10 protein-coding genes are annotated in these 13,400 nt (G+C 66.7%); 5 read left to right on the forward strand and 5 right to left on the reverse strand.

What is annotated here, in order from left to right; all coding sequences use genetic code 11:
• The first annotated feature begins 1 nt into the window (after position 1).
• On the forward strand, positions 2 to 2,416 hold the full coding sequence (gene treY / locus NA5_RS20980) for a malto-oligosyltrehalose synthase (protein WP_062988795.1): 2,415 nt from the start codon (positions 2 to 4) through the stop codon (positions 2,414 to 2,416).
• Here the strand turns inward: treY and NA5_RS20985 are convergent.
• Both NA5_RS20985 and NA5_RS20990 read right to left on the reverse strand, forming a co-directional pair.
• On the reverse strand, positions 2,402 to 3,586 hold the full coding sequence (locus NA5_RS20985) for a T6SS phospholipase effector Tle1-like catalytic domain-containing protein (RefSeq protein WP_062988622.1): 1,185 nt from the start codon (positions 3,584 to 3,586) through the stop codon (positions 2,402 to 2,404). The genes treY and NA5_RS20985 overlap by 15 nt on opposite strands.
• 149 nt (positions 3,587 to 3,735) lie before the next feature.
• A complete protein-coding gene (locus NA5_RS20990; RefSeq protein WP_084484300.1) occupies positions 3,736 to 4,023 on the reverse strand; it encodes an MspA family porin in 288 nt (95 codons plus the stop codon).
• A gap of 31 nt (positions 4,024 to 4,054) precedes the next feature.
• Between NA5_RS20990 and NA5_RS20995 the strand changes: the two genes are divergently transcribed.
• A complete protein-coding gene (locus NA5_RS20995; RefSeq protein ID WP_062988797.1) occupies positions 4,055 to 6,751 on the forward strand; it encodes an ATP-binding protein in 2,697 nt (898 codons plus the stop codon).
• Between the two features lie 202 nt (positions 6,752 to 6,953).
• Here the strand turns inward: NA5_RS20995 and NA5_RS21000 are convergent, their stop codons facing one another.
• Complete coding sequence (locus NA5_RS21000; RefSeq protein ID WP_062988626.1) at positions 6,954 to 7,169, reverse strand: hypothetical protein; 216 nt, start codon at positions 7,167 to 7,169, stop codon at positions 6,954 to 6,956.
• A gap of 85 nt (positions 7,170 to 7,254) precedes the next feature.
• Between NA5_RS21000 and NA5_RS21005 the strand changes: the two genes are divergently transcribed.
• A complete protein-coding gene (locus tag NA5_RS21005; protein ID WP_062988628.1) occupies positions 7,255 to 7,689 on the forward strand; it encodes a nitroreductase family deazaflavin-dependent oxidoreductase in 435 nt (144 codons plus the stop codon).
• An 85-nt stretch (positions 7,690 to 7,774) separates the two neighbouring features.
• Positions 7,775 to 9,133, forward strand: coding sequence for a threonine ammonia-lyase IlvA (gene ilvA, locus NA5_RS21010; RefSeq protein WP_062988631.1), 1,359 nt, complete (start codon positions 7,775 to 7,777; stop codon positions 9,131 to 9,133).
• A 432-nt stretch (positions 9,134 to 9,565) separates the two neighbouring features.
• Here ilvA and NA5_RS21015 read toward each other — a convergent pair whose 3' ends face one another.
• The gene (locus tag NA5_RS21015; protein ID WP_062988633.1) at positions 9,566 to 10,816 is read right to left on the reverse strand and encodes a serine hydrolase domain-containing protein; all 1,251 of its coding nucleotides are present in this window, start codon (positions 10,814 to 10,816) and stop codon (positions 9,566 to 9,568) included.
• Between the two features lie 99 nt (positions 10,817 to 10,915).
• Positions 10,916 to 12,640: a malto-oligosyltrehalose trehalohydrolase gene (gene treZ / locus NA5_RS21020; protein ID WP_062988635.1), complete on the reverse strand. Its 1,725-nt coding sequence runs from the start codon at positions 12,638 to 12,640 to the stop codon at positions 10,916 to 10,918.
• A gap of 107 nt (positions 12,641 to 12,747) precedes the next feature.
• Between treZ and NA5_RS21025 the strand changes: the two genes are divergently transcribed.
• Positions 12,748 to 13,362, forward strand: coding sequence for a class I SAM-dependent methyltransferase (locus NA5_RS21025; RefSeq protein ID WP_062988637.1), 615 nt, complete (start codon positions 12,748 to 12,750; stop codon positions 13,360 to 13,362).
• The last annotated feature ends 38 nt before the right edge of the window (positions 13,363 to 13,400 follow it).

Below are 13,400 nucleotides of genomic sequence, written 5' to 3' on the forward strand. Positions count from 1 at the left end.
TATGCAGACCCAACACACCGATCCCATCTCCCGCGGCCGCACTCCGGCCCGGCAGACACCGGTCCGCAGCACCTACCGACTCCAGCTGCGCCCCGACGCGTTGACCTTCACCGATGCCCGCGCCATCGCGGAATACCTACAGCAGCTGGGTATTTCGCATCTGTACCTGTCGCCGATCCTCACCGCGACGGTCGGCTCGACACACGGCTACGACGTCACCGATCCCACCACGGTTTCGGCGGCCCTCGGCGGCCCGGCCGGACTCAAGGCGCTCGCGGACGAAGTGCGTAGCCGCGGTATGGGTTTGATCGTCGATCTGGTACCCAACCATGTCGGCGTGGCCGACCCCCGGCAGAACCCGTGGTGGTGGGATGTGCTGCGCAACGGCCGCCAATCGCAGTTCGCGCACTTCTTCGATATCGACTGGAGTGCGGGCAACGGCGCGGGCGGTCGGCTGGCGCTACCGGTGTTGCAGAGCGAAAACGATCCGGCCGCGCTGACGGTGGACCGGTCCGGTTCGGAACCGATGCTGGCACTGCACGATCTGCGCTTCCCCATCGCGGCGGGCACCGACGGCGACAACGCGCTGCGCATTCACGACAAACAGCATTACCGGCTGGTCAGCTGGAAGGCCGGGCTGTGCACGTACCGGCGGTTCTTCGCGGTCGGCAGCCTGGCCGCGGTGCGCCAGGAGGATCCCGAGGTCTTCGAGATCACCCACCGCGAGCTGGCCGCATGGTGTGAACACGATCTGATCGACGGTGTCCGGGTCGATCATCCGGACGGATTGTCCTATCCCACCGCCTATTTGACGAAGCTGCGTCGGCTCATCGGCCCGCACCGGCTACTACTCGTGGAAAAGATCCTCGCCAACCGGGAACCGCTGGATGCGACGCTGCCGGTCGACGGCACCACCGGTTACGACGCCCTCGCCGATTACGGCGGCGTCCTGATCGACCCCGACGGCGAGCAGACGCTGACCGAACTGTCGCGCAAACTCGCCGGGCACGGCAGCGACCGCGCCTGGATCGGCGAGACCGAACATCGCATCAAACGCGCGGTGGCGGAGAATATTCTGGCCCCGGAGATCCGGCGCCTGGTCGCCGCGATCAAGCGTGACGCACATGCCGAAAGCTTCGACACCATGGCATTGACCAATGCCACCATCGAGGTGCTTGCCTTCATGCCGGTCTACCGGGTGGATTACGCGCCGCTGGCCGGTATGACCGGCGCGGTGGTCGCCGAGGTGGAGAAGCGCAATAGCGAGCTGACGGCGCCGCTGAGCGTGCTGGTGGCGGCGCTGGCATCCGACGGCGAGGCGGCGGTTCGATTCAGTCAGGTCTGCGGTGCGATCACCGCCAAGGCCGTCGAGGACACCATGTTCTATCAGGCGGCGCGGCTGGTATCGCTGCAGGAGGTGGGCGGCAATCCGGCCCGATTCGGCCACTCGCTCAACGAATTCCACCTCTCCAACAGTGAGCGCGCGCAACGCTGGCCCGCCACCATGACCACACTCTCGACACACGACACCAAGCGCGGTGAGGATGTGCGGGCCCGGATCGGGGTGCTGTCTCAGGCCGCGGAGAGCTGGGCGCGTGCCGTCGAATCCTGGCAGGAGATCACCCCCGGTCCCGACGGTGCGACGACATTGTTCCTGTTGCAGAACATGTTCGGTGTCTGGCCCGCCGATGGCCGCCCGGCCTCCTCGGTGGCCGGACTGCGGGAACGACTGCATCTGTTCGCGGAGAAGGCGATTCGCGAGGCCGGGGTCCATACCTCCTGGGAGGAGCCGGATGCCGAATTCGAGACCAAGGTACACAGCTGGCTCGACGCGGTGATCGACGGGCCGGTCGGCTCCGAAATCGGTGATCTGGTACACGAACTCGCCCCGCACGCCTGGTCGGATTCGCTGTCACAGAAGCTGCTACAGCTGTGCGGACCCGGAATTCCGGATATCTATCAGGGCTGCGAGCTCTGGGAGGACACGCTCGTCGATCCGGACAATCGCCGCCCGGTGGACTTCGCGGCCCGGGCCGGGCTGCTGCAATCACTCACCGGCACACCGGCTTTGGACACCACTGGCGCGGCGAAGATGTGGATCGTCGCGTATGCGCTGTGGTTGCGCCGCGAACGCCCGGACTGTTTCGTCGGCGGCACCTACCTGCCCTTGTTCGCCACTGGCGAGCAGGAGAGCAGACTGGTCGCCTACGCGCGTGGCCGGGCCGGAGAGACGCCCGAGGTGATCGTGGCCGCCACCCGGCACAGCCTCGGTCTGGCCGAAACCGGGTGGGCCGATACCACTTTGGAGCTGCCGCAGGGCAATTGGACCGATCGGCTGACCGGCCATACCTTCCAGGGCCGGGCCCGATTGGAAAAGCTTTTTGCCCGGCTGCCGGTGGCGCTACTGGTGCGCTGACGGCTCCTCCGGCGTGATGGCGGTTACCGTGCCGATCTTCTCGATCAGCGTCTCGGGGACCATCCCGTCGTTGTCCTTCAGCCAGCGCCCCAGATTCGCGGGTCGGTAATCCGTGGCGTCCTGCACGGTGGAGGCCAGGCGCACGCCGCGGTCCCCGTCGGTGTACAGCCGCCGCCAGGAGTCCCAGTAGAACCGCGGGTTGCGCGGCTGACGAATGGTGCGCAGCACATTGAGGATTCGGTATCCGATGCCGAGTGAGCGATGCAATTCCATATGCTTCGCCCCCGCGGCCGCGCACCGCTGGGACAGGCCCTCCAACCGGTCGCGGTCGAAGGCGAGCCCGACCGCCTCGGCCTGCTCGACCATCCAGCGCAACGTGATATCGGAGAGTCCGCACTCCTGATAGCCGCCGCCGATATCGCTGTGCACGCCCTCGAACCAGACCTGCTTCACCCGGTCGTAGTTGTGGGAGTACTTCACGTCCGGCTCGATCGGCACCTCCCAGAGGCACGGTTCGAAATTGCGCCGCCGCTCGTCGAGCGCCAGCGCCTGCCGCGCACAGTAGACATTGCGTCCGAGTTTCACATCGTGGAACCGGTGCCGCAGCGAGGTCAGTCCGGGCACGCCCAGTGCGCCGACGGTATCGAAGACCCCGATGAAGTCGATCTTGGCCGGGGTGTCCCAGCAGTTCTGCTTGCGGAAGTCGATCCACTCCTGCGGTTCCTTCGGATCCGGGTTCTCCGGGGTCCGCGGCGGCGCGGGCTGATGGTGAATTCGCAAGGCGTCCGGATACTTTCCCTCGATCATCGCATCCGGTGTCATGATCCCGATGCGGCCGATCAGACCGGCCAGGCTACGCGCGGTGAACGCACCGCGACTGAAACCGAAGATGTAGATCTCGTCGCCCGGCTGCCAGTTCAGTGCCAGATGCCAGTACGCCGAGGACAGATTCGCCTCGAGTCCGAGTCCGAACGCACCACCCATCAGGCGATCGGCCAGGAAGCCGCGCGCCCCAGGCCCGGATACGTAGCTGACCCACTGCTGGATCGGCTCGCCCGACGGTCCCGGCGCCTCGTACCGAATCGTCTGCGCGATCTTGATGATATTCGATACCGTGTTGCTGGATTCGGCCTTCCATGTGCCGTCGCAGCAGACCACCAGTCGTTTCATGGGTGAATCCTCCGCCCCGATTACCGTCGAAACCTGCGTACTCGACTACCCGAATCATCGATGCGTCGGCTGCGGATGTTAATGAAAATATTGCCTTTCAACGCAAAAGGCCTGCGCCGAGCGGGATTTTCGCGAGTATCCTGGCGCGGCTACAACCAGATGGGGTCACCGAAGACCGCACCCATATCGTCGGTCTCCGGCGAAGTCGCCGTGACATACGTGTATTGCCGCAATGTCACCGGAGCGGTGCAGGTATCGACCTTGATATGGAAGTCCCGGACCACTGTCTGGATGAGCTTGCCCGGAATGATTTCTTTCTCCGCCATGGGTACATCGGCGATCTCACCAGGGGAGAGATTCACTGTGACCACCGGGTTGGGGTTTATCAAGATCCGATCGGCTGCCGTCGAAGCGCCGATGAAACGGGTGTCGGTCACTCGGGGTTCGGTCGGCGGTTACGGTGGGCAGATGCTCCACGGAAGAGAAGTCGAACTAGCTCGGATCGATCGGCTTCTCGAGGCGGCTCGCACCGGACGCAGCGGGGCGCTCGTGGTGCGCGGGGAGCCGGGGATCGGTAAGACGGCATTATTGGATTATGCGGCGGCGCAGGGTATTCCGGCGGTGCGCAGTGCCGGAATCGAGTCCGAGGCGGAGTTGCCGTTCGCGGGGCTGCATCTGCTGATCAAGCCGGGGATGGCACTGGTGGACCGGTTGCCCGCGCCCCAGCGGGACGCGTTGCACGGGGCATTCGGTCTGGCGCAACATGATCCGGCGGATCGGATGTTGATCGGATTGGCGGTGCTGTCGCTGCTGGCCGAGGAGGCGGCCGAGGGGCCGCTGCTGTGTCTGATCGATGACGCGCATTGGCTGGATCGGGCGACGGCTGAGACGCTGCTGTTCGCGGCGCGGCGACTCGATGCCGAAGGCGTGCTGATCATCTTCGCGACCCGCGCCGGCGAGCAGGATTTTCCCGCGCCCGGCCTGCCCGAACTCACGCTGACCGGCTTGACGCAGGAGTCGGCGGCCGCGCTGGTGGACAGTCGCGGTCCGGATCTTTCGCCCGCCATCCGCTACCGGTTGCTGGCCGAGGCGGGCGGCAATCCGCTCGCGCTGCTGGAGTTGCCCGCCGTTTTGGCCGCCGAGGGTGCTGAATCAGGTCACGGGCCGAATCCGCTGCCGCTGACCCAGCGGCTCCAGGTGGCATTTCACGGCCAAGTGTCCAGGCTGCCCGCGGCCACCCGGACCTTGCTCCTGATTGCGGCCGCGGCGGGCACCAACGATCTCACCATTGTGCTGCGCGCCGCCGAGGCACTCGGGGCCCAGCTGCCGGACCTGCAACCGGCCGCGGATGCCGGGCTGATCGGTAGCGATGGAGTGAGCGTGAATTTCCGCCACCCCCTGCTGCGTTCGGCCGTCTACCAGGGTGCGCCGCTGACGCAGCGGCTCGCCGCGCATGCCGCCCTCGCCGCCGCACTGACCGAGCCCGAGGATGCCGACCTACGCGCCTGGCACTTGGCCTCGGCGGCGACCGGACCGGATGAGACCACCGCCGCAGCGCTCGAGGACACGGCCGATCGGGCCCGGCGGCGCAGCGGCTATTCCGGGGCCGTGGCCGCCTACGAACGCGCCGCGGGTTTGAGCACCGACGCCTTCGCCCGGGTCCGGCGACTGGTGGCGGCCGCCGAAACCGCCAGCGAAGCGGGCCAATTGGACCGCGCGAGCCGACTGGCCGATCGCGCGTCCGGATTGAGCACCGACCGAATGCTCAGCGCCCGACTGGATCTGGTGCGGGCCACCGCGGAATTCGGTGCGGGCAAACCACTCTCGGCACACCAACTGCTGCTCGCGGGCGCCGAGCTGGTGCGTACCGACGATCCGGCCCGCGCCGCGCGCATCCTCATGCAGGCGGTGCATACGGCCTGGTACCTCGGCACACCGGAACTCGCGGAGATCGCCGCGCACATCAACGCATTGGACCTGCCCGACACCGAACCGATGACACCCATCGCCCACTACACGGTCGCGGGCATCGACAGCAGATTCACCATCGACCTGCGCGACGCGGCCGCCGCCGCCCGCCGCAACGGCGCCGACAGCCCACGCGATCTGGTGCAGATGTGCGGTGTCGGGCTGGTCGTCGGGCAGGATGAGCAGGTCGCGGAGCTGGCGCAGACCCTCATTGCCGAATGCCGCGACCAGGGCCGCATCGCACTGCTGCCGACCCTGCTGTTCTTCCGCGCCGAGACCGAACTCTTCCTCGGCCGACCGCGCGAGGGTCGCATCGCCGCGCTCGAAGGGCTGCGGATCGCCGAGGATATCGGGCAGCGGCATTGGATCAGCCAGATGTCGAGCTACCTTGCATATCTGGCGGCATTGGAGGGGCGTGAACAGGAATGCCGAGAGTCGGTCGATCGCGCCCTCGCCGAGGAACTGGGTGGTGCGGCCGCGCCGGGCGCACCGTGGACGCTGGCGGCGCTCGGCGTACTCGATCTCGGGCTCGGCAAGGTCGACAGCGCGCTGTCCCGGCTGGAACTGCTGACCGCGGAACCCGCCCGCCACCACGTGATCGGTCTGCGCGCCCTACCGGACCTGATCGAGGCGGCGGTGCGCATGGGCAGCCCGGCGCGCGCGGGTGACGCACTGGATCGGCTGCGCGGCTGGGCCACGGCTTCGCGACAAGAGTGGGTCAGCGCGCTCGTCGAGCGCTGTCTGGCTTTGACCGGCCCGGAGGCCGATGCGGAGGCCCACTTTCAAGCCGCGCTCGAACGCGGCGGACGTCCCGTCGAACTGGCGAGAACCCAATTGCTTTTCGGTGAATGGCTACGCCGCAACCGTCGAAAGACCGAGGCGCGCAACCACCTTCAGCCTGCCCTGGAGACCTTCGACCGCCTCGATGCGACTCCGTGGGCCGACCGAACCCGCACCGAACTGGCTGCCCTCGGCGTCGGCACCACAAGCCGCCCGACCACCGGCGTCCTGGCCCGTCTCACCCCGCAGGAACTCCAGATCGTCCGCCTCGCCGCCCAAGGAATGTCCAATCGCGACATCGCCGCCCAACTCTTCCTCAGCCCCCGCACCGTAGGCCACCACCTCTACAAGGCCTACCCCAAACTCGGTGTCCTCTCCCGCACCGAACTCACCAGCCTCCCCCTCGACGTCGCCTAGGCGCCGCGATCAAGATCAGGTGGCACTGGTGGCGGGGCTTCTCGGCCGATGCCGCCATAGTTTCCACCTGATCTTGAAATGGGGTGGCGTCCATGGCCACGCTGACTGTTGGGTGGCTGTGGTTGCGTATGGGCCTGGGTGTCTCGGGCAACCATTCGACCAAGAGTCACTCGCCTCAGCTGGGCGACAATCCGCGTTGGGCCTACGCCCGGCAGTGCGCGCCGACTCGGCCGACGATCCAGCGGCCGGTTCCGACTCCGGCGGCGACCAGCACGGCGACCTGCAGCGATCCGGTGATCAGCGTGAGGACCAGGCAGACGACCAGCGCGAGGGCGAGCGCCTCGAGTTTGTACATCGGCCACGCGCTGCCAGCGATATCTACCGCCGTCGGGCGGGGCTGAAGGGGGACCACTGCCATGTCGTCAGGCTACACGGATAGGGAAGTTCGGGCCACCTAACATTTTGCCGGGAACAGAGGCGGGCTTTGCGTTGTTGCCGGTGTCATGCCATTGACAGGTGAGTACGCACCGAGCACATCCGATTGGGCCCGTGAGCAGGCCGAGCTGATCGAGAATTCCGGCGGCACCGAGGGCCTGACGCTGCAGGGCAAGCCCGTCATCGTCCTGACCACCAAGGGCGCGAAGACCGGGCTGCTGCGCAAGACCGCGCTGATGCGGGTCGAGCACGACGGCGAATACGCGGTCGTCGCCTCGCTGGGCGGCGCGCCGAAGCATCCCGTCTGGTACTGGAATATCAAGGCCGAGCCGCATGTCGAGCTGCGCGACGGCACCGTGAACAAGGACTACACCGCACGCGAGGTCTTCGGCGAGGAGAAGGCGCTGTGGTGGGCTCGCGCGGTCGAGGTCTGGCCCGATTACGCGAATTACCAGACCAAGACGAACCGTGAGATTCCGGTTTTCGTCCTGACTCCGCGGTAGCTCGCGCCGGGAAACCGGGCGTTCGCCCGCCTCCGACTCCCACCCGCCGCGTCCGCTCGACGCGGCGGGTGGCAGCATATTTCGAGTGTCCAATCCGCTTGAACTTCTCGACGACCAGTCCACATCCCGTCCCGCGCTGACCGCGGATGAGATCGACGCCGCCGCCAAGCGAATTGCCGACATTATCGAGCCCACCCCGCTGCAGCACAGTCCCCGGCTTTCCGCGCTGACCGGGGCGCAGGTCTATCTCAAGCGCGAAGACCTGACCGCCGTGCGTTCCTACAAGCTGCGCGGCGCCTACAACCTGATCGTGCAGCTCACCGATTCCGAGCGCGCAGCGGGCGTGGTCGCGGCCAGCGCCGGAAATCACGCCCAGGGCGTCGCCTTCGCCTGCAATGCGATGGGTATCCAGGGGCGCATTTACGTACCGACCACGACGCCGAAGCAGAAGCGCGACCGCATCCGGGTGCACGGCGGCGAATTCGTCGAGCTGATCGCGGTCGGCGAAACCTATGACGCGGCCGCCGCGGCCGCCGCCGAGGATGTCGAGCGCACCGGCGCGACCATGGTGCCGCCGTTCGACGATCCCCGCACCGCGGCTGGCCAGGGCACCATCGCGCCCGAATTCCTGGAACAGCTCGGCGGCCGGACCCCCGATCTGGTGGTCATCCCGGTCGGCGGAGGTGGCTGCCTTGCGGGTATCGGCACCTATCTGCGGGAGCGCTCACCGAGCACCGGCATCCTCGGTGTCGAACCGGCGGGCGCGGCCTCGATGACCGCCGCGCTGGTCGCGGGCGGCCCGGTGACGCTGCCGGAGATCGATCCGTTCGTCGATGGCGCCGCGGTGCGCCGGATCGGTCAGCTGCCCTACGCGGCGGTCTCCGGATTCGGCAGCCGGGTTGTTTCCCACGGTTCGCTGCCGCTGCTGACCGCGACCGAATCGCCAAGCGGCGCGGGCGCTTTCCGCATGATGCAGGTCGACGAGGGTGCGATCTGCACCACCATGCTCGAGCTGTACCAGAGCGAAGGCATCATCGCCGAACCCGCGGGCGCGCTGTCGGTGACGGCGCTGGCCGAAATCGCGATCGAACCCGGTTCGACGGTGGTGTGCCTGGTCTCCGGTGGCAATAACGATGTGTCCCGCTATGGCGAGATCATCGAGCGCTCACTGGTGCACCGCGGGCTCAAGCACTATTTCCTGGTGGACTTCCCGCAGGAGCCGGGCGCGCTGCGACGCTTCCTCAACGAGGTGCTCGGTCCTGACGACGACATCACCCTGTTCGAATACGTCAAGCGCAATAACCGGGAAACCGGTGCCGCGCTGGTCGGTATCGAGCTCGGTGCGCCGGACGGGCTCGGCCCGCTGCTGCAGCGGATGGAAGAGTCGCCGATCCAGTGCGAGCGGTTGGAACCGGATTCCCCGGCATACCGCTACCTCACCTGAGCGCCGAACCGACCTGAACATCCAGCTGTCGAGCCCGCCAGTGCCATCGTTCGACGAATGCCTCGATGCGAATCGCACTTGCGCTCCACTGCGCGAGCCTCATGATGGTCGACGCGTCGACCGCCGAGGTCTTCGCCACCGGCCGCGCGGACATGGTCCGCGCGGCCGCACTGTGAGCGTCAGAATTCCAGCGCTACAGGGCGACATTCGGAACGCGAAGGACCAGCACGACGCGGCGGTATCGCCGGACCGAGCAGGATCACAGTGCCAGAGGAGCGGATGTGGCGGTACAAGCCGCGCCGCTACGGCCGTCAGCTCGGACTCGCCCTGTGAGTGCAGAATCTGCTCCTCGATATGCCTACCGAGGCGAATAGTCTCTCCCATCGTCAGCGCGCTCGGCGCGCTGCCCGGCAGGTGATGGCGGGTCGTCGATTACGCGGCCTCGGGCGTCTCCACCGGTACGACGGACCGTCGCGTCGTGCGAAGGCCCTGCATGACCATCGGCAACAGCCAACCGGCCGCGGCCTGATCGAAGCTCAGCTGTGCGGCCGAGAGGCGGTTGTGCACGAATCCGACGGACAGGCCGAGGCGGGGTTCGGCCCAGCCGAAGGAGCCGCCGAGGCCGATGTGACCGAAGCCGCCGTATGCACCGGGCATCGGCAGTGAGTGGTAGCCAAGGCGCCACAGCATCGGCGCGTAGAACAGGGCGCGGTCGAGTCGGAAGGTCCGAATTCGACTGAGCGCCTTGATGGTTTGCGGTGTCAGGTACGGCACGCCGCCCGCCATACCGCCATTTGCCAGCGCCCCGTACATGGTGGCCAGGGCGGGGGCGGTGCAGACACCGTTGCCCGCACCGAGTTCGGTATCGAGGATCGGCGGCATTGCCCCCTCCAGGATGGTCTCCAGTCCGGGTAGGAACAGGCACCGGGCGGCCGCGCCGAGCGCGCCAGGCAGGCCATAGCTGCGACCCAAAACCCTTGTGCTGACCGGCTTTCCGATCAGACTTAGCTGAGACCCCGCCAACGGCGCATAGACGGTCGAGGATTGCGCGGACGGCTTGCCCAGGTGTAGGCCATCGATGCCGAGCGGCTCGGAAACCTCGGTGCGGAACAGCTCCGCCATTCCCTGACCGGTAATGGCGCGGGCCAATCCGGCGAGCAGCCAACCGAACGTGAGCGCGTGATAGGCGGGGGTGCCGAGCAGGCGATCGGGTTTCGCGGCGGCGAGGCGCTGCTCCATCAGCTGGTGGTCCAGCACATCCTCGAGTCCGGCCGCGATCGGGTTGAGGCCACCGAGTCCGGCGCTGTGCGTCATCACCTGACGAATGGTGATATCGCCCTTGCCGTTCTGGCCGAACTCCGGCCAGTACTCGGCCATCGGCGCTTCGTAGTCGAGCAGACCGCGATCGGCCAGCCGGTGAATGACCGTCGCGGTGATGCCCTTGGTGGCGGAGAAGATGATCGTGCCGGTGTCCTGGCTCCATGGCTTGTCGCCCGCGTTGCCGGTCCAGATGTCGACCAGCGGCTCACCGCGCAGGTGGACGGCCAACGCGCCGCCCGCCCCCCGACGGTGCCCGAAGACCTTCGCGAATGCGCGTACCAATGGTGCGAATTCGGCGGCGGCGCTGCCACCCATCCCATCGGGGAGATTCGCTAGATCCCCGGATGGAGCCACGTTGCTCATATTCCCAAGGTAGTGGCGCTGGTCACACTCGGCAATATTGTGTCTCGGACAGTTATATTCAGCATGTTTTCGGCAATCGCTATCCGAGCTGGGGTTCCGCTATGCGCCCGCGAGTATCACGAAGGAGTGCCCCGGTATCTCCGTCGCGGAGACGCCTTCGGTCGCCGGTTCCCACGACAGCAGCGAAAGACCGGCGATAGGCACGCTGACCTGCTCTTCGGAGAGATTGCACAGCAAAGTCAGCGGGCCACGATGCACCGCGATCCAGCGGGCGTGCTCGTCGTAGTCGACAGATACCTGGGTGAGCCACGGGTCCGTTATTTCGGCGCGCTCGCGTCGCAAACCGATCAGCGTTCGATAACAGGACAGCAGCCGTGCGTGGCGATCATGTTCGAGTTCGGACCAATCCAGCTTCGACCGAAGGAAGGTTGCGGGGTCCTGCGGGTCTGGAACCTCGTGACTGTCCCAGCCGTGTTCGGCGAATTCCTGCTTGCGGCCGGTCGCGGTGGCGGACGCGATCAACGGATCGGTATGCGAGGTGAAGAACTGGAACGGGGTGCGCGCGCCCCATTCCTCCCCCATGAACAGCATGGGCGTGTATGCCGAGAACAGCACCAGCGCGGCCTTGATCGCCAGCTGTCCGTCGGTCAGGTAGGCGCTTGGCCGGTCACCGATCGCCCGATTGCCGATCTGATCATGGGTGCAGGTGTAGGCGAGCAGCGCACTCGCCGGAATGAGTCGAGCGTCGATCGGGCGGCCGTGCACGCGACCGCGGAAGCTGGAGTAGGTTCCGGCGTGGAAGAATCCGCGCGTCAGTGTCTGGGCGAGACAGCGCAGCGAACCGAAATCGGCGTAGTAGCCCTGTCGCTCACCGGAAACCGCGGTGTGCACCGCGTGGTGCAGGTCGTCGTTCCATTGGCCGGTCAGGCCGTAACCACCCGCCGCGCGCGGGGTGATGAGACGCGGATCGTTGAGGTCGCTCTCCGCGATCAAGGTCAGTGGCCTATGCACATGTGCCGCAAGGGATTCGGTTTCGGCGGCCAGTTCGGCGAGCAGATGGGTGGCGGTGCGGTCGACGAGTGCGTGCACCGCATCCAGGCGCAGGGCGTCGATATGGAAATCGCGCAGCCAGCGCAGGGCGTTCTCGATTATGAAGCGGCGCACCGGATCCGAGGCGGGACCGTCCAGATTGAGGCTTTGCCCCCAGGTGTTGCGGCCCTCGGTCAGATAGGGCGCGAAGCGGGGCAGATAGTTGCCGGAGGGTCCGAGATGGTTGTAGACGACATCGAGGGCGACCGCCAAACCCTTTGCATGGCAGGCATTCACGAAGCGCTGCAAACCTTCCGGGCCGCCGTAGGGCTCGTGCACCGCATACCAGAGCACACCGTCGTAGCCCCAATTGTGGCTGCCGTCGAAGGCATTGACCGGCATCAACTCGACCATGGTGACGCCGAGTTCGACGAGATGGTCGAGACGCTCGGCGGCGGCGTCGAAGGTGCCCTCCGGGGTGAAGGTGCCCAGATGCAGTTCGTAGATGATCGCACCCGCCAGCGGGCGGCCGGTCCAGCCCGCATCGGTCCATCCGGCCGGATCGAGGGCGTGTACCGCCGAGCGGCCGTGCACGCCGTCGGGCTGCCGAACCGAGCGCGGGTCGGGCAGGACGGTCGGATCGTCGTCGAGCAGATAGCCGTAACGCATGCCCGGTACCGCGAGCACTTCGGCCCGCCACCAACCGTCGCCGGACCTGGTCATCGGATGCACGGCGCCATCGACCTCGATACGCACCCGTTCCGGTCGCGGGGCCCACACCTCGAACAAGGTCACCGAGTCAGCATCGCATGTCACCGGTCATGCGGCCCGGCGACATTGGTTGCGCCCTTTCGACCAGCTGATCATTGCCTGCGACACACCGACCCTGAGAGAGTGAGTGCGTGGGCATCTACAGCGATCAGGTCGTGCCACGGCTGGTGAATCTGGTCTGCGGGGCCAAGATGAACAATCCGCAGCGCGAGCGCGCCTGCGCCGGGCTGCATGGGCGGGTGCTGGAAATCGGCTTCGGATCGGGGCTGAACATCCCCTTTTATCCGGCCGCCGTCGAGTCGGTCAGTGCCGTGGAACCCGCCGACCTCGGCTGGCGTCTGGCGGATAAGCGCCTGGCCGAGGCCACCGTGCCGATCGAACGCGCCGGGCTCGACGGCCAGTCGCTCCCCTTCGCCGATAACAGCTTCGACTCCGCACTCTCGACCTGGACGATGTGCACCATTCCGGATATCGCGGCCGCGCTGGCCGAGGTGCGTCGGGTGCTCGTCCCCGGCGGGACCCTGCATTTCGTCGAACACGGGCTCGCGCCGGATCCGGGCGTCCAGGCATGGCAGCACCGCTTGAATCCGATCGAGAAGGCGATCGCGGGCGGTTGCAATCTCGATCGCGATATTCGCGGCACCGTCGAGAGCGCCGGATTCGAAATTCGCGAGCTCGACGAGTTCTACGCGGACGGACCGAAGTTCCTCGCGGCGCTCTCACTCGGCATCGCGGTCTCACCGTAGCAATATTGGACTGATTAGTTCAAAATATGCTAGCCTGC

The organism is Nocardia anaemiae NBRC 100462, from assembly GCF_001612725.1.
GTDB lineage: Bacteria > Actinomycetota > Actinomycetes > Mycobacteriales > Mycobacteriaceae > Nocardia > Nocardia anaemiae.

Excerpts from the sequence above, each read along its gene's own strand:
- treY (WP_062988795.1), top strand. The coding sequence starts at position 2 with ATGCAGACCCAACACACCGATCCCATCTCCCGCGGCCGCACTCCGGCC.
- NA5_RS20985 (WP_062988622.1), bottom strand. The coding sequence starts at position 3,586 with ATGAAACGACTGGTGGTCTGCTGCGACGGCACATGGAAGGCCGAATCC.
- NA5_RS20995 (WP_062988797.1), top strand. The coding sequence starts at position 4,055 with ATGCTCCACGGAAGAGAAGTCGAACTAGCTCGGATCGATCGGCTTCTC.
- NA5_RS21000 (WP_062988626.1), bottom strand. The coding sequence starts at position 7,169 with ATGGCAGTGGTCCCCCTTCAGCCCCGCCCGACGGCGGTAGATATCGCT.
- NA5_RS21005 (WP_062988628.1), top strand. The coding sequence starts at position 7,255 with ATGCCATTGACAGGTGAGTACGCACCGAGCACATCCGATTGGGCCCGT.
- NA5_RS21015 (WP_062988633.1), bottom strand. The coding sequence starts at position 10,816 with ATGAGCAACGTGGCTCCATCCGGGGATCTAGCGAATCTCCCCGATGGG.